The 16,647-nt window shown below is 55.4% G+C and carries 21 protein-coding genes; 11 read left to right on the forward strand and 10 right to left on the reverse strand.

The genetic code is table 11. The features are described from left to right. Positions 1 to 72 precede the first annotated feature (72 nt). On the forward strand, positions 73 to 1,323 hold the full coding sequence (gene icd, locus ACN1CO_RS03735) for an NADP-dependent isocitrate dehydrogenase (RefSeq protein ID WP_419137770.1): 1,251 nt from the start codon (positions 73 to 75) through the stop codon (positions 1,321 to 1,323). Positions 1,324 to 1,664: 341 nt separating this feature from the next. Next, positions 1,665 to 2,675 carry a glycosyltransferase family 9 protein gene (locus ACN1CO_RS03740; protein WP_419137772.1) on the forward strand — a complete coding sequence of 337 codons (1,011 nt, stop codon included), beginning with the start codon at positions 1,665 to 1,667 and terminating at the stop codon, positions 2,673 to 2,675. On the opposite strand, the gene ACN1CO_RS03745 is transcribed toward ACN1CO_RS03740, so the two are convergent. From ACN1CO_RS03745 to ACN1CO_RS03760, 4 genes are all read right to left on the reverse strand, one after another. After that, positions 2,669 to 2,998 (reverse strand): DUF1493 family protein, encoded by a 330-nt coding sequence (locus tag ACN1CO_RS03745; protein ID WP_419137774.1) that lies wholly within the window; start codon positions 2,996 to 2,998, stop codon positions 2,669 to 2,671. The two genes, ACN1CO_RS03740 and ACN1CO_RS03745, sit on opposite strands and share 7 nt — an antisense overlap. Beyond that, positions 2,998 to 4,059 carry a glycosyltransferase family 9 protein gene (locus ACN1CO_RS03750; protein ID WP_419137776.1) on the reverse strand — a complete coding sequence of 354 codons (1,062 nt, stop codon included), beginning with the start codon at positions 4,057 to 4,059 and terminating at the stop codon, positions 2,998 to 3,000. Before ACN1CO_RS03750 ends, ACN1CO_RS03745 begins: the two co-directional genes overlap by 1 nt. 365 nt (positions 4,060 to 4,424) lie before the next feature. Further along, positions 4,425 to 4,595, reverse strand: coding sequence for a hypothetical protein (locus tag ACN1CO_RS03755; RefSeq protein ID WP_419137778.1), 171 nt, complete (start codon positions 4,593 to 4,595; stop codon positions 4,425 to 4,427). Positions 4,596 to 4,760: 165 nt separating this feature from the next. Further along, positions 4,761 to 5,009, reverse strand: a complete 249-nt coding sequence (locus ACN1CO_RS03760; protein ID WP_010246235.1) for a DUF883 family protein — start codon at positions 5,007 to 5,009, stop codon at positions 4,761 to 4,763. Between the two features lie 190 nt (positions 5,010 to 5,199). On the opposite strand from ACN1CO_RS03760, the gene ACN1CO_RS03765 reads away from it, so the two are divergent. Further along, positions 5,200 to 5,412: a DUF2767 family protein gene (locus ACN1CO_RS03765; RefSeq protein WP_419137781.1), complete on the forward strand. Its 213-nt coding sequence runs from the start codon at positions 5,200 to 5,202 to the stop codon at positions 5,410 to 5,412. Between the two features lie 16 nt (positions 5,413 to 5,428). On the opposite strand, the gene ACN1CO_RS03770 is transcribed toward ACN1CO_RS03765, so the two are convergent. The 3 genes from ACN1CO_RS03770 to ACN1CO_RS03780 form a co-directional block, all read right to left on the reverse strand. After that, entirely contained in the window at positions 5,429 to 6,439 is a 1,011-nt protein-coding gene (locus ACN1CO_RS03770; protein WP_419137783.1) for a Ppx/GppA phosphatase family protein, read from the reverse strand. A gap of 23 nt (positions 6,440 to 6,462) precedes the next feature. Beyond that, complete coding sequence (locus ACN1CO_RS03775; RefSeq protein ID WP_419137785.1) at positions 6,463 to 7,020, reverse strand: hypothetical protein; 558 nt, start codon at positions 7,018 to 7,020, stop codon at positions 6,463 to 6,465. A gap of 61 nt (positions 7,021 to 7,081) precedes the next feature. Further along, positions 7,082 to 7,411 carry a hypothetical protein gene (locus ACN1CO_RS03780; RefSeq protein ID WP_419137787.1) on the reverse strand — a complete coding sequence of 110 codons (330 nt, stop codon included), beginning with the start codon at positions 7,409 to 7,411 and terminating at the stop codon, positions 7,082 to 7,084. Positions 7,412 to 7,625: 214 nt separating this feature from the next. Between ACN1CO_RS03780 and ACN1CO_RS03785 the strand changes: the two genes are divergently transcribed. The 3 genes from ACN1CO_RS03785 (at position 7,626) to ACN1CO_RS03795 (ending at position 8,800) form a co-directional block, all read left to right on the forward strand. Next, a complete protein-coding gene (locus tag ACN1CO_RS03785) occupies positions 7,626 to 7,805 on the forward strand; it encodes a hypothetical protein (protein WP_419138964.1) in 180 nt (59 codons plus the stop codon). A gap of 183 nt (positions 7,806 to 7,988) precedes the next feature. Beyond that, positions 7,989 to 8,372, forward strand: coding sequence for a hypothetical protein (locus ACN1CO_RS03790; RefSeq protein WP_419137789.1), 384 nt, complete (start codon positions 7,989 to 7,991; stop codon positions 8,370 to 8,372). A 14-nt stretch (positions 8,373 to 8,386) separates the two neighbouring features. Next, the gene (locus tag ACN1CO_RS03795; protein WP_419137791.1) at positions 8,387 to 8,800 is read left to right on the forward strand and encodes a GNAT family N-acetyltransferase; all 414 of its coding nucleotides are present in this window, start codon (positions 8,387 to 8,389) and stop codon (positions 8,798 to 8,800) included. Between the two features lie 14 nt (positions 8,801 to 8,814). Here ACN1CO_RS03795 and ACN1CO_RS03800 read toward each other — a convergent pair whose 3' ends face one another. Together ACN1CO_RS03800 and ldcA are read right to left on the reverse strand one after the other, a co-directional pair. Then, positions 8,815 to 9,477 (reverse strand): MBL fold metallo-hydrolase, encoded by a 663-nt coding sequence (locus ACN1CO_RS03800; RefSeq protein ID WP_419137793.1) that lies wholly within the window; start codon positions 9,475 to 9,477, stop codon positions 8,815 to 8,817. A gap of 22 nt (positions 9,478 to 9,499) precedes the next feature. Continuing rightward, positions 9,500 to 10,423, reverse strand: a complete 924-nt coding sequence (ldcA, locus tag ACN1CO_RS03805; RefSeq protein WP_419138965.1) for a muramoyltetrapeptide carboxypeptidase — start codon at positions 10,421 to 10,423, stop codon at positions 9,500 to 9,502. A 164-nt stretch (positions 10,424 to 10,587) separates the two neighbouring features. Between ldcA and emtA the strand changes: the two genes are divergently transcribed. Further along, positions 10,588 to 11,217 (forward strand): membrane-bound lytic murein transglycosylase EmtA, encoded by a 630-nt coding sequence (gene emtA, locus ACN1CO_RS03810; protein ID WP_090962104.1) that lies wholly within the window; start codon positions 10,588 to 10,590, stop codon positions 11,215 to 11,217. A gap of 10 nt (positions 11,218 to 11,227) precedes the next feature. On the opposite strand, the gene ACN1CO_RS03815 is transcribed toward emtA, so the two are convergent. Continuing rightward, positions 11,228 to 12,184, reverse strand: a complete 957-nt coding sequence (locus tag ACN1CO_RS03815) for a sugar-binding transcriptional regulator (protein ID WP_419137795.1) — start codon at positions 12,182 to 12,184, stop codon at positions 11,228 to 11,230. 183 nt (positions 12,185 to 12,367) lie between these two features. On the opposite strand from ACN1CO_RS03815, the gene ACN1CO_RS03820 reads away from it, so the two are divergent. The 4 genes from ACN1CO_RS03820 to ACN1CO_RS03835 are packed head-to-tail and all read left to right on the forward strand — an operon-like array spanning position 12,368 to position 16,534. Beyond that, positions 12,368 to 13,309 (forward strand): D-ribose ABC transporter substrate-binding protein, encoded by a 942-nt coding sequence (locus ACN1CO_RS03820; RefSeq protein ID WP_419137797.1) that lies wholly within the window; start codon positions 12,368 to 12,370, stop codon positions 13,307 to 13,309. Positions 13,310 to 13,311: 2 nt separating this feature from the next. After that, positions 13,312 to 13,911, forward strand: coding sequence for a DUF2291 family protein (locus ACN1CO_RS03825; RefSeq protein WP_419137799.1), 600 nt, complete (start codon positions 13,312 to 13,314; stop codon positions 13,909 to 13,911). Next, on the forward strand, positions 13,911 to 15,425 hold the full coding sequence (locus ACN1CO_RS03830; protein WP_419137801.1) for a sugar ABC transporter ATP-binding protein: 1,515 nt from the start codon (positions 13,911 to 13,913) through the stop codon (positions 15,423 to 15,425). The genes ACN1CO_RS03825 and ACN1CO_RS03830 overlap by 1 nt, the downstream gene beginning before the upstream one ends. A gap of 2 nt (positions 15,426 to 15,427) precedes the next feature. Continuing rightward, positions 15,428 to 16,534, forward strand: coding sequence for an ABC transporter permease (locus ACN1CO_RS03835; protein ID WP_419137803.1), 1,107 nt, complete (start codon positions 15,428 to 15,430; stop codon positions 16,532 to 16,534). The last annotated feature ends 113 nt before the right edge of the window (positions 16,535 to 16,647 follow it).

Here is a 16,647-nt window from a genome sequence, read left to right on the forward strand (position 1 = left end):
GGCGTGACGGAAATATTCAAGTAGTATTGACGCGCATCTTACAAATCATTAACAAACGCCCAGGAGAGGTTAATGGAAAGCAAAGTAGTTGTTCCGGCGGAAGGTCAGAAAATCACCCTGAATCAGGGCAAGCTTACAGTGCCAAACAATCCAGTCATTCCTTACATTGAGGGTGACGGTATCGGTGTTGATGTTTCCCCGGTCATGCTGAAAGTGGTCGACGCAGCGGTGAAGAAAGCCTACAACGGCGAGCGTAAAATCTCCTGGATGGAGATTTACACCGGTGAGAAGTCAGTTGAACTTTACGGCCAGGACGTCTGGCTGCCACAGGAAACTCTCGACTTAATCAAAGACTATCGCGTAGCCATCAAAGGCCCACTGACCACCCCGGTCGGCGGCGGTATTCGTTCACTGAACGTAGCACTGCGTCAGGAGCTTGACCTCTACGTCTGCCTGCGTCCTGTACGTTACTATAAAGGCACGCCAAGCCCGGTTAAACGCCCTGAAGAGACCGATATGGTGATCTTCCGTGAAAACTCCGAAGATATCTATGCCGGTATCGAGTGGAAAGCGGGCTCTGCCGAAGCGGACAAAGTGATCAAGTTCCTGCGCGAAGAGATGGGCGTGAAGAAAATTCGCTTCCCTGAGCAGTGCGGTATCGGCGTTAAGCCGTGTTCAGAAGCGGGTACCAAACGTCTGGTGCGCGCGGCAGTGGAATACACCATCACTAACGATCGTGATTCACTGACCCTGGTTCACAAAGGCAACATCATGAAGTTCACCGAAGGCTCTTTCAAAGACTGGGGATACCAGTTAGTGAAAGAAGAGTTCGGCGGCGAACTGATCGACGGCGGCCCGTGGATGAAGTTCAAGAACCCGAACACCGGCAAAGAGATCATCGTTAAAGATGTGATTGCTGATGCGTTCCTGCAACAGATCCTGCTGCGTCCGGCAGAATATGACGTTATCGCCTGTATGAACCTGAACGGTGACTACATCTCTGACGCCCTGGCGGCGCAGGTTGGCGGTATCGGTATCGCACCAGGCGCTAACATCGGTGACGAATGTGCACTGTTCGAAGCGACTCACGGTACAGCACCGAAGTATGCCGGTCAGGATAAAGTGAACCCAGGTTCAATCATCCTGTCTGCAGAAATGATGCTGCGTCACATGGAGTGGTTCGAAGCGGCTGACCTGATTGTTAAAGGTGTTGAAGGCGCTATCGCTAACAAGACCGTGACTTACGATTTCGAACGCCTGATGGATGGCGCTAAACTGCTGAAATGTTCAGAGTTTGGTGACGCGATCATCGAAAATATGTAATGTCTGTTTAAGCCCGCATAGCGTTAATCGCTATGCGGGCTTTTTTGTGTCTGCTATTCACGGTTTTTCGTTCCTTTCACACCAACTCCTCACTCAGTGCGTGTTCAACAGACGATCACTTTGCTGGTTGCGGCCAATAGCCCGGCTAATCATTCAGGCGAGCAGCGGCTCTTTTCTGCTGACCTCACCTTTTAACACTATCGCAACCATGGAACCAATCTGACACTCAGCTGACTAATTTGCTGACTATACCGTTACGTTATCGTTTTCAGGACGTTAACCGGGTGAGTCTTATTTTATTCAGCCAGTACGGCGTAGCCTGTGCGCAGAGGATGTCAGACATGCGGGTTTTAATTATTTGTCGGGATAATATTGGCGACACTTTGCTCACCACACCACTGATCAGTGCGCTGGCGCAGTCGGGCCAGCATCAGGTCGATGTGCTGACCAACAATTACGCTGCGCCCGTGTTGCAGCACAATCCCGATATCCGGCAGCTCTTCTATTACACCAAGCTGCATCATCGTGAGGCGGGGCAGGGGCGACTGGCCTGCGTATTACAGCGGCTGAAGCTGATGCTGACCCTGAAAAAGCAACGCTACGATGCGGTGATTCTGGCAAAAAGTCGCTGGGATCAGCATGGAATGAAGTGGGTCAAAACGGTGCGGCCCGCCAGAGTGATTGCCCTGGGTGAACAGTCGCATCCGCTGATAACCGATCTGTTACCGCCGCCAGGCCAGTCACCGTGTCATATCAGCGAAACCCTGTTTAGCCTGGGGCGACCTTTCAATCTTAGCGCCATAGCGCCGGGCAAACTGACGCTGCGGCCGGATGCGGCGATTGCGGCCAGCCTGCGTGACACCCACGCGATTGATTCCACCGTGCCGGTCTATGCATTGCAAATCAGTGCCCGTAAGCCGAGCCAGCAATGGGAAGCCACGCGATTTGCCGGACTGGCTGAAAAAATTGCTGCGCGTCATCCCTGCCAGATTATGCTGCTGTGGTCGCCTGGTAGCCGCGATAATCCGCGTCATCCGGGTGATGATGAGAAAGCACGTGAGATTATGGCGCTCTGTCCGCACCTGCCGATCAAGGCGGTGGCAACCACCAGCCTGCCGCAGTTGATTGCAGCCATGTCGTTGTGTCAGGGGCTGGTGAGTAGTGATGGCGGGGCTATGCATATTGGTGCGGCACTGGGGTTGCCGGTAGTAGCGCTGTTTGGCGATAGCGATCCGGCGTGCTGGCATCCGTGGCAGGTTAACTATCAGGTTCTGCAACCGGCGTCACGTGAAGTCAACGCGCTGAGCAGCCGCGAGGTTTATGACGCCTTCGCCCATACCATTATTCAGTAATCCTCTTCAGGCCAGCGTCCCAGGCTGGCCGCTTCACACAGCATGGCTACCGTTAATGGACAATATCCACCTGCGTTAAACCACCCGGCGGATATCCATCGCCGTGGTGGCGAAGCAGGAAAATAGCGTGCTTCATCATAATGATCTGAGCTGACGCCAAAGGTGGCGAAAAAGTCACTCATCAGAATCGCAAATTCCACCTCACTCAGCGGTAACTGTTGCAGATGAAAACCTGCCCGATCCACTTTGCGAAACCAGCCCAGTAAGGTTGGCTGATTGTGGTATTCAATCAGCGCAATAATGGCTTGAGAAAGGTCGTTCATTACTCCACCAGCTTAGCCACAGCCTGCTCAACCTCATCGGCCTTGATCGTTGCCATCGGATGCTGTGACGAGGTTTTATCAGGACGGTGGATAATGATGTGACGATCGCTGTCCTGGCAGGGGCCGGTATAGCGCGGATTGGCGGTGGAGAACAGGCTGACCGTCGGCGTCTGTGCGGCCACGGCGATGTGCAGCGGACCGGTATCCCCGGTAACCAGCACATCCAGTGTCTGAATCAGGCTAATCAGGCCGCCGAGGTTAGTTTTGCCCGCCATTGGCGTCACGTGCGCACGGCAGTGCAGTGGCAGACTTTCGATAAATTGCTTCTCAAGAGGCTGCTCAGCGGCGGTGCCGGTAACGATAATCTCAGTGTCGGGCCAGCGCTCAAGCAATGCTGTCGCCAGCTGACTGAATGAGGCCAGCGGCCAGCGGCGAATATCTTTTGATGCCCCTAACTGAAAACCGATACGGCGATGATCAGCCTTTACAGTCGGCGTGTTGTTCAGCTCGGGCAGATGCATCCGGGTCTGCTCTGTCTCTGCGCCCAGAACTTCAATCAGTTTCAGCTTACGTTTGATGGTGTGGTCGTCGAAATAGCCTGAGTAGTGATCGAGATATTTATTTAACACAGGTGATTCGCTGCCGTAATGGTCGCGCACAATCGTCTTACTGCCGGTCAGTACCGAGCTCATAATATCGTACGGGAAATGGGCGTGTAATATCACTGACAGGTCAGGTTTATGGCGACGCAGTTTGAAAAACAGCGGCAGGAAATTCGCAATCTTGTTATCCCAGATATAAATCTTATCGAACCAGTTATAACGGCTCACAAGGTCTTTATTTTTCTTGCTGGAGACCAGAACAAATTTACTGGTGGGAAAGCGATTTTTCAGGCTCCAGATAGCCGGCGTATTCATCAGAAAGTCGCCCAGTGCCGTGGTGGAGTAAATCACCACCGTCGTGGGTGCCAGTGCCTGCAAGGCCTGCGGTTTTGTTCTGCTGGAGAATCGAGAATAAAGCGTTAAAAGTCGGTCTATCAGATAAATCTTTTTTTTCTTCACGTCTGAATTCTCTTAAACGTATAAATAATATTTAACTAAAAGGTGTTGTGAGTTATTAGAGAATATTCTTACCGTTAAAGTTCATTGTGAGGAATTATTTTTTCGTGTTCGTAGAATGATTGTTTAATTTGTTTCCACAAATTTAATGTTGTTTATTCCGGGTATATATACAGAATTGTGTAAAGGGAGTAAGGGATTATCGAAAAGAGATGGGATGATTCTTATAAACATAATAAGGGAGGAATTAATTTAATTCCGGCAAGAATTAGTAGCGTGGTAATTATTAGCGGGTTTATTTGTGGGTTGTGTGTAGTAAGGATATAACACTATAAAACAAACCCCGGCACGCATGCCGGAGCAGGAGATTACGACTGAGGCTGACCCACTGGACCGGAACCCAGCGTACCGCCTGGTGATGACTGACCGCTTGGCGCATGAGGACGGCCATCATCTTTAATCGCGTCGCTCTTCTGCGAGCAGCCCGCCAGAGTGGTGAAAGTGGCTACAACCAGCAGCAGAGCAGAAATTGTTTTCATCGGGTCACCTTGATGTTGTCAGAAAGAGTACGTAATTAAGCATAGAGTCTCACCGCACGCTGGCCTGAAAAGGCTTATCTTTCAGATATTTCTCAGCTTGAGATAAGAGTCAGAGCAAAAAAAAACGGAAGCCAGTGGCTCCCGTTCTGTTGACGTTCAGCGGTATTACTTGCGACCCAGCAGGAAGCCGATGAATACGCCAACGCCTGCAGCAACGGCCAGACCGGCAACAGGATTGGATTGAACCTGATCCTTGATGCAGTCAGCAGCGTCACGGGCAGCATAGCTTGCCTGGTTGGTGTAACGGCGTGCTGCGCCTTTAGCCTGATGCTCAGATGAACCGGTTGCTGCACCCCATTGTTCCTGAACTGCGCCAGCGGCTTCTTTTACTTTATCTTCGATTTTTCCTGACATTTATTGCTCCTTGGTTTTGAGTGAGACCCTCAAAGCGTAGCAAAGATAGTGAATTCTGCTCTTCCAGCGATGAATATCGGGCAAAAAAATCATTTCTGGCTGTTAATGACGTGCTGTTTGCGGGCCAGCCGTTTCCTGTCTAGCCTTTGAAAAGGCAGCACAGTCACTTACAGCAGCCGGAGGAGAAACGATGAAACGTGATGCACTGAATGATGATGACTATGACGAAGTCTGTCGGGTAATTGGCGATGCGGTGATTGTGCTGATGGAGCGCGGCCATGACACCCGCCGTGGCGAAATTTATGACCTGCTTAAACGTACCCGCCAGCAGCGCGCCAATAGTGAGCGGGATGAGCAGCGGATGCTGGATCATGCCATCCGGCTGGTCAAACCCGACGTATAGCGTGGGAAACGCCGCGCTATTGCAGCAGCACGCCCTGAATCAGACTGGCCTCAACAATCGTGACCTCATCTATTTTCAGTGCCTGCATATAGCCTTCCACCAGTAACAGATTGCTGACGTCGGTGGCGCGGTAATCGCCAGACAGCTCGCTGTCGCCTTTCCAGACCTGCTGCTTCGACAATGTGCTTAACGCCGCCAGCGTATAGCGGTTGGGTTTGCCCGGTAACTGATTACGGATGGAAAAACCGTGCACGCCCCCAATGCCAATCACCCGCCGACCCGCCACATCCTGTTTAATCTGCGGACTGACTTCATTAACTGCGTAAAACTGCACAAAGCGCAGCACCGACTGCCGCCACGAGCCAATCGGATTGGGAGATTTCGCATCCGGTTGGTTCTTCAGCACCGTCAGAATAAAGTTTTTCAGCGTCACGGAGGCCAGCTTGCCCTGATAGATATCGGCTACCGGCTTGCCTGCCTGCTGTCTCCAGGCAGTCATCTGCATCGATCCGCCGCCAATATCCCAGACCAGCAACTGATCATCATGGATCGCCGGATCGTTCAGCGCGGCTTTAGCGGAGAGAAATCCGAGTTTCGCCTCCTGCTGCTGCGAGATAATGCTGATTTGCGCACCGCTCTGGCGCTGCAACTGTTCGATGATTGCCTGACCGTTGCTGGCGTTACGGAACACCGCCGTGGCGACGCCGCTGATGCGCTGGGGATGAAAGCGCTGTGCGTCTGCCACAAGCTGCTGCAGTGCGGCAGCGCCTTCCTGGGCTATCGCCGGACTCAGCTGATTATCTGCTGAATGCGCTAATGCGTCGTTCCAGGCCACGGCGCGCTGATCCTGATACAGCACTTTTTCGATGCGCAACTGGCAGACATTGACGCGCGCAACCGCAATTTTGGTGGTGCCGGAACCAATATCCAGACCGGCGCGAATTTGCTGGCAGCGATCGGCCTGGGCCGCGGCGGCAAAAAACAGTGAGCAGAACAGCGTGAAAGCAGACAGCGCAGCAGAACGCATAGCGACTCCGGGAGAAGTGGGGATCAGAGTGAACGGGCGGCGACGCAGGCCGGATAGACGCTCACCAGGAAATGACGCAGGTGATCAAAACACCATTCGGCGTCATCCGCCTGCGGGCAATAGAACTGAATGGTGATCTTTTCATAATCGCGCTGACGCTGGCGCAGCGGCGACCAGCTCCAGTCGAGAACCGAACGGGCATAATTGACCAGCGTCTCCGCAGGCATCTGATGTTGCTTCTCCTGCCCGGTCAGGTAGCGGTAAAAGCTCGCTTCCAGCTGCAGGGCTTCATCAAAGCCGTGTTGCGGCAGATCGGGACGAAAAGCCACATCGATAAAGCCACAGACCGCATCAGACTGCTGCTGCCAGTCACAGGCCAGCGTCATAAACAGCCCGTCCTGCAGATTGATCTCCTCAACCAGCCGCCGCAGATTCGCTGAGCGGTTGAGCACCGCGATCTCCTCAAGGCGACCGGTTTCCAGCGTCAGATCAAAACCACACGGATTCACTGAACCATCCGCATTGCGGGTGGCGGGAAAGGGGAAGTCGATATAACCGTTGTGATCCAGACGCTTTTCCATCGGGGAGACCTGCTGCTTGACGTTTCCTGACAATAAACCATCTGGCAGCAGGATTCATCCCCTATGGGCAGGTCCAGGTAATTTGGGTGTCCTGGTAAGGATTAATCAGGCGGAACTGCTTAGCTGACAGGCGCTGCGCATAGTAGCCTTCGGGTGTCACCGCCGATGGGACATATTTAAACCGATCCAGCGACTGTAGCGGGCCACTCTTCACGCTGACATTATCCCGGGTCACGGTGAAGCTATTAACCAGATCAAAAATCACGCTCTGGGTCTGCCCCATCGACTGACCATAAATAGTCGAGACCTCACCCGGACATTCCACCCCTTTCGGGCCAGATGAACATCCAGTCAGCATCGCGATAAGGATAAAAATGCTGAATCGCATCATGATTTTTTTACCTGCTTCAATCCCTGGGAGTTTCTGGCGCAGAGTCTATCCTGCCACGCCATTAATCTCTTAATCATAGCAGTTTCCGCTGCGCTTCCGGTTTGTGATTTGTTTAATCGTTAAGCAACAGGAATGTAAAGGGGTGACTTTGCTTATCAATAAACGTTATTCTTGGCTCCTTTGCGCACCACTTAGGCAAATTCAGGGATAAATGATGAACGAAGAAGAAGCAAGTCTAATGATTATTCGCCATGCGATTGACCAGTTAGAAGCCGATAAGAAGCAACAGGTGATCGCTTGCTCAGCGGATATTCGTGCAGCAATGCAGGCTTATGACACTGAGAATGCCGGGCTGGCGCTGATGTTAGTGGCCGCCGAGGTGGCCGCTGAATAATGACTATCCGGCCAGTTTGGCAGCCTGCTACGCTGGCCGGGTTACTTTATTTTTTCTCAACTTTCAGCTTTTTCGCACGCCGATTCCATCTTTTAATGGTCTGATCTCATTTTCCCTGCGCCACTCCCTTTTTCTTTAATGTGTTAAGCTAAAAATCTCTAATAAAATCAGCGGAGATACAGCATGAAGGCTGCATTGATTGCCCTGGGCCTGCTGGCCTGTCACATCGCACCCGCCTGGAGCGAAACCGAATTTCAGCTTAACTGTCCCGGCCGGGCGACCATGACTGTGTCGCGTGCCGAGTATGGTTTAACCACCCTGATGTGGCCGGAGAATCACTTCCAGATTGCCGCTGGTCAGCAGCGTACCCGCCTGGAGGCGGGCGATCCGGTGGCGATTACCCGTTTTCGCAATGGCGATCAGCTGATTGTGAACCAGCGCAGCCAGGCCACCTTCTTTGTCTATCACGACAGCGATAAACTGCTGCCCTGCAGCCGCACCGAAAAACGCGATGTGGATGCGCTGAGCCTGGAGCGCTACGACGATCGTCAGCGCTCCGACAGTTAACCCCGGGAGCCACTATGCAACCTGAGATTACCGACAACGTCACCGCGCAGGATCTGGATGAGGTCCGTCTGGGCCTGAATACGTACAACAGCAAATTTTATGATGTGGATGCGATCAGGTCGATTGGCGTTTTTATTCGTGATGAGCAGGGCAGAAAGCTGGCCGGACTGACCGGCTCAACCACCGGCAGCTGGCTGCGGATTGATATGCTGTGGGTGAGTGAGGCGCTTCGCGGGCAGGGTGCAGGCAGTAAGCTGATGCTGGCCGCCGAGCAGGAGGCTCGTGATCGCGGCTGCCGCTATGCGCAGGTCGATACCGCCAGTTTTCAGGCGCGGCCATTTTATGAAAAACTCGGCTACACCCTGCGGCTTACGCTGGCGAACTATATGGATCATCATCAGCGGCACTATCTGACTAAACATTTGTAATCAAAATAGCGTAGTCAGAATAGCGGATTCTCGCGCAGATCCAGCGGATGCTGTTCCGCTTCGTCAATTGCCGCCAGCCAGCTCTGCAGCGTGACTTTTTTCCAGGAGAGATGCCCGCGCGTGGTACTCATCAGCACCACGTCGGGACGCAGCGATCGATAAAACTCCAGCGTCTGGCTCAGCTCAGCCGGATTACTTTCCGGCACCAGCACCGAGATCCAGCTGTCATGAGAACGCGTCACGGTATCGCCCACAAACAGATAGGTCAGCCCCAGCGGTGAACTATAGAGATAGCTGCAGCTGCCTGGCGTGTGTCCGGGTGTTGGCAGCAGATGGAAATCCCCGAAGTGCGTCTCCTGGTGCGTAAAGGTGTCATCAGGCTCAGCAAAACGGCTGACAGGGCCCAGCGACCGGCTGTGGCAATACAGCGCGCTGCTGAAGCGCTGCTGGATCACCGCCGCACCGGGCGCGGATTCGTGCCAGTGGGTCAGATAGTGGCGGATTACGCCGCCGGACTCGGCAATCACTTCATGATCAAGTGGGTTTTCTACACGGCCAATCAGCAGATTGCCGCGCGGATGACGCAGCATAAAGCCATGCATCATCAGGTCATTAACGGCATCTTCCACCGGGAATTCCGGGGTTGAGATCCACAAATCGTCATACAACGGCTTCAATGTCGATCTCCTGAAACGCTCTCTATTCGCGCAGGACGGGATGCCCGGTCGCCTGCAAATGGGCATTGCCCTGGCTGACCGCTAATCGTGCGCTGGCGCCCAGCGGCAGTGTGACGGTATCAGCGGCATGACCAAAATCTAATCCACTGATGACCGGCAGACCGGTGGTGTCACGCACGTGCTGCCAGACGGTATCGAAGTCAAACCCATTGTCATACTCTGTCAGGGCTGTGCTGGTGAAGCTGCCGGTAACGATCGCCCGCTGGCGCGCCAGAATGCCGCTCTGCTGCAGCTGAATCAGCATGCGTTCAATGCGGAACGGATGCTCATTCACATCCTCGATCACCAGAATGCCGTTCTCGATCTGCGGCATCCACGGCGTACCAATCAGTGAACAGATCATCGCCAGATTTCCGCCCCACAGCGTGCCCTGCCATTCGCCCTGATCTGGCGTTTCGCTCTGCCATTTCACCTCTACTGTAGGTGATGTCAGTGCCTGCCAGAAGTGGTGAAGGGTAAATTCAGATAAGGTCGCGGCACCAAAGTTACCGGCCAGCATCGGAGCGCTGAAGGTCATCAGGCCGACCTGCGCCAGCAGCGCCAGTTGGATCGCGGTGAAATCGCTGTGGCCGCACAGCGCCACCGGCTGATTCAGCAGACGACGTTGCAGGCCGACGTAGTCGATAGATTCCAGTAACCGGCTGGCTCCATAGCCGCCGCGCACCGCCAGCACCACGTCGGGCAGGGTGCTGAGGCTGGCAAGCTGGTTGATATCCGCCAGGCGTTCCGCGTCTGTTCCGGCGAAACGCTGAAAACGGCGGGTGATCACCTGCTCGTTCTCCACCTGATGGCCCGCCGCACGCAGTCGCGCAATGCCCTGTAGCGCCGCAGGCTGGTTGTGACAGTAACCGGAGGGGGAGATAAGACGAACTGAACGTGAAATCATCATACTTTCCTGCTGTGAGCGCCTGACTTACGGCGATGATGGCGAAAAGCCTCACTGAAGTCACGGGACGCGCCGCATTTTCGTGCATTTAGGATAAACGGTAATTTTGCTCTCAGGCTGCATGGGTATGATAGCATTCGCCACAACAGCTACGAGACGAAAAATTGCTGAAAATCCGACACCTTATACTCTCAGCTTTACTCCTGACCGGCTGTGCCAGCGAGCCACCGCACCAGGCCGTTAAGCAACGCAACACGCCGCTCACTCAGGCACCCCCGTCCAGCGTCAATGGGACATGGGCAATGTTTACCGAAGATGCCGCCAGTCATTATGGCGTTGATGAGAAGTTGATCAGCGCCATTATCAGTGTCGAGTCGGGTGGAAATCCGGGCGTAGTGAGCCGTTCCAATGCGGTGGGACTGATGCAGATTAAAGCCTCGACTGCCGGGCGCGAAGTCTATCGTACGCTGGGCCGTCGTGGTCAGCCGTCGAATGCGGAGTTGCGCGATCCGGCCAAAAATATCGATATCGGCACCGCCTATATCCGCATTCTGCAGAATTCCGCGCTGTCGGGCATTCGTGATCCGCTGACGCTGCGCTACGCCACCATCGTCTCTTATGCCAACGGCGCAGGCGCATTGCTGCGCACCTTCTCCAGCGATCGCGATCGGGCCATTGCGATGATCAATTCCATGTCACCGGATGAGTTCTATCAGCATGTGCAGAACAAGCATCCGGCCGCACAGGCACCGCGCTACCTGTGGAAAGTTACCACGGCGTACCGCACCATCTGACCGAAGACGATTAATCCTGCGGCGTGAGCAACAGCCGCGCCGTGGGATAGTCGATAATCAGCACCTTAATGTAGCCACCCAGCAGCGCACCGCGAATCGCCTGGGCTTTCTCCCGTCCGCCCGCCAGACCCACAACCTGTGGACACTGTTTCACCTGTGCCAGCTCCATGCCTATCACCGGATCTTCTTCGGCTTTCAGCACCGGCTGCCCACAGGCGTCGAAATAGTGCAGGCAGATATCACCCACCGCGCCACGCGCTGCCAGCGTCTGCAGCATTTTGCCATCGTAGTAGTTGCCGGAATTGCGCAGCAGCGCTGACGGCTCCAGATCGCCAATGCCGACAATCGCCAGATCAACCTGCTCAAACTTACTCAGTACCTCAGCCACCTCCGCATTGGCCGACAGTCGCTTACGATCAGTGACCGAATGCTCAATCGACTGCGACGGCAGCAGCCAGGCAGGGCAGTTCAGCAGCGCCGCCAGATTCTGCGTCAGAATCGTTGCCTGCACGTTGCCGTTGGCCCCGACGCCACCGAGCAGTTGAATCACGCCTTTGCAGGCGCTGTTAAGCGGATGCAGCGCATCCACCATCGCCCGGATAGTGCCGCTCCACGACGAAATGCCAATCAGCTCATCGTTGCGCAGCCGGGTCTCAAGATAGTGAGCGGCCGCCGAGCCAATCGCCTGTTTAATCTGCAGCGACGACGCCTGATCCGGCACATCCACCACAATCGCCTGCGGCAGGTTATAGGTCTGCTCGATCGCCTTTTCCAGCTCCGGATAGACGTTGGCCGGTGGCACCACGCTGATCTTAACCACACCCTCTTTCACGCTGCGATTAAGAATGCGTGAGACAAACGACTGCGATAGGGTCAGCGACTGCGCAATCTCTGACTGCTTTAACCCTTCGACGTAGTAAAGGGTGGCAATCTTCACCATCAGTCGCTGTTCATCCTGTTTTGCCATCGGTTTTTCCCTCTCTGAATCTGCCCGGTATTGTTAACAAGGATGATCAAAATCACAACGCGGGCTAATTTGTGATCGTTTTCGCTTTTTAACGATCGCGCATTGGACGCCATGTCAGTGCAGGCGCATAGTCATTATGCATATAAAATCGCGTGTGAATATATATTCAAGCGGAGAAAAATAATGACTCGTCCTCTGATTAAACTGACCCTGCTGGCTTCGATGATCGCTTTTTCTGCAACAGCGCTGGCGGCTGAGCAAGGCCTGCTGGCGATTATCACTCCATCCCATGACAATCCTTTCTTTAAAGCCGAGGCGGAAGGCGCCCTGGCCCGCGCCAAAGAGCTGGGTTACGCCACGCTGGTGGCATCGCACGACGATGATGTTAACAAGCAAAACCAGCTGATTGAGACCGCCATTGGCCGCAAAGCCAAAGCGATCATTCTGGATAACGCCGGTGCGGACGCCACCGTCGGGCCGGTACAGAAAGCCAAAGATGCCGGTATTCCTGTTTTCCTGATTGACCGGGAGATCAACAAAACCGGTATCGCCGTAGCGCAGATCGTCTCCAACAACTATCAGGGCGCGCAACTCGGCGCAGAGAAGTTTGCCAAATTGCTGGGCGGCAAAGGGGACTACGTTGAACTGCTGGGCAAAGAGTCTGACACCAATGCGGGCGTGCGCTCACAGGGCTATCACGATGTGCTGGATGACTACACCGACATGAAGATGGTGGCGCAGCAGAGCGCCAACTGGAGTCAGACCGAAGCCTTCAGCCGCATGGAAACCCTGCTCCAGAAACACCCCAACATCGTGGGCGTGATCTCCGGTAACGACACCATGGCGCTGGGCGCGGAAGCCGCGCTGAAAGCCGCCGGAAAAACCTCGGTGATCGTGGTCGGTTTTGACGGCAGCGACTACACCCGTGACTCAATCCTCAACAAAGGCAATATCAAAGCGACGGTGCTGCAGCCGGGCTGGGATCAGGCGCAGATGGCGGTCACGCAGGCGGACTACTACCTGAAGAACGGCAAAGCACAGAAACAGGAGAAGCAGCTGATGGACTGCGTGCTGATTGACGAAAGCAACGCCGCGAAGCTGAAAAACTTCAACCTGGCGAAATAACCATGAAACGGATACTGGCGGTATTGACCGGTATGGCGCTGCTCAGCGCCTGCACCGTGGTGGATCTGGATGCGGACGGAAACCCGATCATGCCAAAAGATCCACACGCGAAACCCAGCTATACCACCCAGACGCCGCAGCAGATTGCGGAGGAGACCTGGCAGCCGCGCGTGATGACCAACGCAAACAGTCACGCGCTAAGCTGGGCCGACATGGAGGCGAAAAGTCAGACGGTTAAATCCGGCGGGCGTGAAAGCGTCTTCGTGCGGGCCAGCGGGACGGCCAGCGCCTTTGATGAGAGTAACCCGCGTGAACGCACGCTGACGCTGATGATCAACGGTAAGCCGGTAGTGGTCAGCGTCGGGCCGGTGCTACGCAGCAATGCTATCCGGGATGCTGCCGGTTTCCGTTTCGAAGAGTTCACGAATCAGGTGCAGTACGCCCAGCTGACACGGGCGCTGAACCGTCATGCGGTGAAGCAGTTGCCGCCGCTGGATGCCAGCTGGGTCAATCAGCCGGTGCAGGCGCTGCTGGCCGTGAGCATCGGTCAGAACAGCGTTGAAGAAGTGGTGGCGATTGAACTTAAGCGGGGAACGCCCTGATGGAAGATGAAATCATTCTGCGGGCCGAACAGATTTCGATGCTGTTTCCCGGCACGCTGGCGCTGGATCGCGTCGATTACCGGGTCTGGCGCGGCAAAGTTAACGTCATCATTGGTGAAAACGGTGCGGGCAAATCGACGCTGATGAAGATTCTGGCCGGCGTGCAGCAGCCTACCGCGGGTTCGCTGTTCCTGAATGGCGAGCCGCTGACGCTGAGCAGCACCCGTGATGCCGCCCGGCACGGCATCGGCATGGTGCATCAGGAGTTGAATCTTTTTGAAAACCTCACGGTGGCGGAGAACCTGTTTCTGGGCCGGGAGATCCAGCGCGGGCTGGCACCCATCAACGAAGCGGAACAGGCACGCCGCACCGCCGCACTGATGGCGCGTCTCGACCAGCCGATTTCGCCCAATGAGCGGGTCGGCAATCTCAAAGTAGGTCAGCAGCAGCTGGTGGAGATCGCCAAAGCGCTGGCAGAAGATGCGGATATCCTGATCCTCGACGAGCCGACCTCGGCGCTGAGTAAAACCGAAGTGGAGATTCTGTTCCGGGTCATCCGCGACCTGACGCAACAGGGCGTCACCCTGATTTATATCTCCCACCGGCTGGAAGAGCTGATGGCGATTGGCGACGTGATTACCATTCTGCGCGACGGACGTTTTCAGGCGGAAGCGCCGGTCAGCACCATTGATGTACCGTGGATCGTACGTGAGATGCTGGGCAGTGAACCGGTCACCACCTTCCTGCCGGATCAGCGGGAGTATGGCGCGCCGGTACTGGAGGCGCAGCACATCACCTGCGTCAGCCCCAACGGCAATACCCTGGTCGATGATGTCAGTTTTCAGGTGCGGGCCGGAGAAATCGTCGGGATTTACGGGCTGATGGGGGCGGGCCGCACCGAGCTGTTTGAGTGTCTGCTCGGCAGCCAGCGTCACTATCTGGGCAAGCTGTGGCTCGACAGCAAACCGCTGCCAACCCGCCTGCCGACCGCCGATCGTATCCGCATGGGCATGAGCCTGGTGCCGGAGGATCGCAAACGCGCCGGGATTTTCCCGGTCTCATCGGTGGCCAGTAACCTCACCATCGCCAGCCTGTGGCGGCGGCTGTCGCACCGCTTTGCCATTGCGCAGCAGGCAGAGCAGCAGGCGGTGAGCCAGACGGTGGGCAACCTGGCGATCAAAATCTCCTCGCCGGACGTCGCTATCAGTGCGCTGAGTGGCGGAAACCAGCAGAAAGTGGTGATTGGCCGCGCGCTGCTCACTAATCCGCGTCTGCTGCTACTGGATGAGCCGAGTCGCGGCATTGATGTCGGGGCCAAGGCCGAGGTGTTCCGCATGATGGTGGCGCTGTCGCAGCAGGGCATTGCGGTACTGTTCTCCACTTCTGACCTGAAAGAGATTATGGCAGTAGCCGATCGCATCCTGGTGATGTCGGGCGGCAAACTTACGGCTGATCTTCCCCGCGACCAGGCGGAAGAGGCAGCGCTGGTGAAAGCAAGTGCGCAGGGGTTCTGAGCATGAAAAGCAATAACAGCGTCGCGCTGAACACACTTCCGGCTAAAGCGTTCAGTTCACGCGAAAGCATTCTGCTGCTGCTTCTGAAACTGCGCACCTTTATTGCGCTGATTCTGATTGTCGGCTTCTTCGCCATCACCGTGCCAGACTTTCTCGCCACTGGCAGTCTGGTGATCATGGTGAAACACATCGCCATCAACGCCTTTCTGGCGCTGGGCATCACCTTTGTCATTATAACTGCGGGTATCGACCTGTCGATTGGAGCCACATTAGGGCTGTGCGGCATGATCGCCGGCTGGCTGATCACCAAAGGGATTGTGCTGCCGATGTTTGGCATCGCCATCTTCCCCAGCGTCTGGGTGATTGTGCCGGTGGTGCTGATCATCGGGGCGCTGATTGGCGCGGGTAATGGCTGGATCATTACCCGCTACAACGTCGCTCCCTTTATCTGCACCCTGGGCACCATGTACATCCTGCGCGGCGCGGCGATGCTCACCTCCGGCGGCGAAACCTTCCCCGGTTTGCAGGGCAATCCGCTGCTGGGCAACACCGGTTTTGATCGGATTGGTGCCGGGACCTTTCTCGGGCTGCCGTACGCCATCTGGATGATGGTGGTGCTGGCGCTGGTCATCGCCTATATCGCCCGTCGCCTGCCGTTTGGCCGTCAGGTTTATGCCATCGGTGACAACGAGCGCGCCGCTGAACTGTCGGGCGTGAAAACCCGGCAGGTGAAAATCCTCGTCTACACCCTGTCCGGCTTCTGCGCGGCCATTGCGGGCATCGTGGTCTCCTCGCAACTGGTCGCCAGCCATCCAGCGAACGGCACCGCGTTTGAGATGAATGCGATTGCCGCTGTGGTGCTGGGCGGCACCTCGCTGGCGGGCGGACGCGGCACGATTGTCGGCACACTGATTGGCGCGTTCGTCATCGGTTTCCTGGCGGATGGTCTGATCATGATGGGCGTCAGTGAATTCTGGCAGATGGTGATTAAAGGCATCGTCATCATCATCGCGGTCATTATTGACCAGACCCAGAGCAGGATGCAGCAGAAGGCGGCGGTTGTGGCGCAGAAAGCGTTAATCGAAGAGGGGGCACCGGCTAAATCCTGATGGCACTGAACCGGGCGGGCCGTGCTGCTGAGCAGAGAGCGGACTGTCCGGTTTAACGGGAAGTTTTGCGAACAAAATTTTTTAACTGATGTGAATATATATTCATAACCGAT

This window comes from Pantoea sp. R13S299 (assembly GCF_048515925.1).
Taxonomy (GTDB): Bacteria; Pseudomonadota; Gammaproteobacteria; order Enterobacterales; family Enterobacteriaceae; genus Pantoea.

Coding starts and splice junctions, on each gene's coding strand:
- icd (WP_419137770.1), top strand. CDS start 73: ATGGAAAGCAAAGTAGTTGTTCCGGCGGAAGGTCAGAAAATCACCCTG.
- ACN1CO_RS03740 (WP_419137772.1), top strand. CDS start 1,665: ATGCGGGTTTTAATTATTTGTCGGGATAATATTGGCGACACTTTGCTC.
- ACN1CO_RS03745 (WP_419137774.1), bottom strand. CDS start 2,998: ATGAACGACCTTTCTCAAGCCATTATTGCGCTGATTGAATACCACAAT.
- ACN1CO_RS03755 (WP_419137778.1), bottom strand. CDS start 4,595: ATGAAAACAATTTCTGCTCTGCTGCTGGTTGTAGCCACTTTCACCACT.
- ACN1CO_RS03760 (WP_010246235.1), bottom strand. CDS start 5,009: ATGTCAGGAAAAATCGAAGATAAAGTAAAAGAAGCCGCTGGCGCAGTT.
- ACN1CO_RS03765 (WP_419137781.1), top strand. CDS start 5,200: ATGAAACGTGATGCACTGAATGATGATGACTATGACGAAGTCTGTCGG.
- ACN1CO_RS03770 (WP_419137783.1), bottom strand. CDS start 6,439: ATGCGTTCTGCTGCGCTGTCTGCTTTCACGCTGTTCTGCTCACTGTTT.
- ACN1CO_RS03775 (WP_419137785.1), bottom strand. CDS start 7,020: ATGGAAAAGCGTCTGGATCACAACGGTTATATCGACTTCCCCTTTCCC.
- ACN1CO_RS03780 (WP_419137787.1), bottom strand. CDS start 7,411: ATGATGCGATTCAGCATTTTTATCCTTATCGCGATGCTGACTGGATGT.
- ACN1CO_RS03785 (WP_419138964.1), top strand. CDS start 7,626: ATGAACGAAGAAGAAGCAAGTCTAATGATTATTCGCCATGCGATTGAC.
- ACN1CO_RS03790 (WP_419137789.1), top strand. CDS start 7,989: ATGAAGGCTGCATTGATTGCCCTGGGCCTGCTGGCCTGTCACATCGCA.
- ACN1CO_RS03795 (WP_419137791.1), top strand. CDS start 8,387: ATGCAACCTGAGATTACCGACAACGTCACCGCGCAGGATCTGGATGAG.
- ldcA (WP_419138965.1), bottom strand. CDS start 10,423: ATGATTTCACGTTCAGTTCGTCTTATCTCCCCCTCCGGTTACTGTCAC.
- ACN1CO_RS03815 (WP_419137795.1), bottom strand. CDS start 12,184: ATGGCAAAACAGGATGAACAGCGACTGATGGTGAAGATTGCCACCCTT.
- ACN1CO_RS03820 (WP_419137797.1), top strand. CDS start 12,368: ATGACTCGTCCTCTGATTAAACTGACCCTGCTGGCTTCGATGATCGCT.
- ACN1CO_RS03825 (WP_419137799.1), top strand. CDS start 13,312: ATGAAACGGATACTGGCGGTATTGACCGGTATGGCGCTGCTCAGCGCC.
- ACN1CO_RS03830 (WP_419137801.1), top strand. CDS start 13,911: ATGGAAGATGAAATCATTCTGCGGGCCGAACAGATTTCGATGCTGTTT.
- ACN1CO_RS03835 (WP_419137803.1), top strand. CDS start 15,428: ATGAAAAGCAATAACAGCGTCGCGCTGAACACACTTCCGGCTAAAGCG.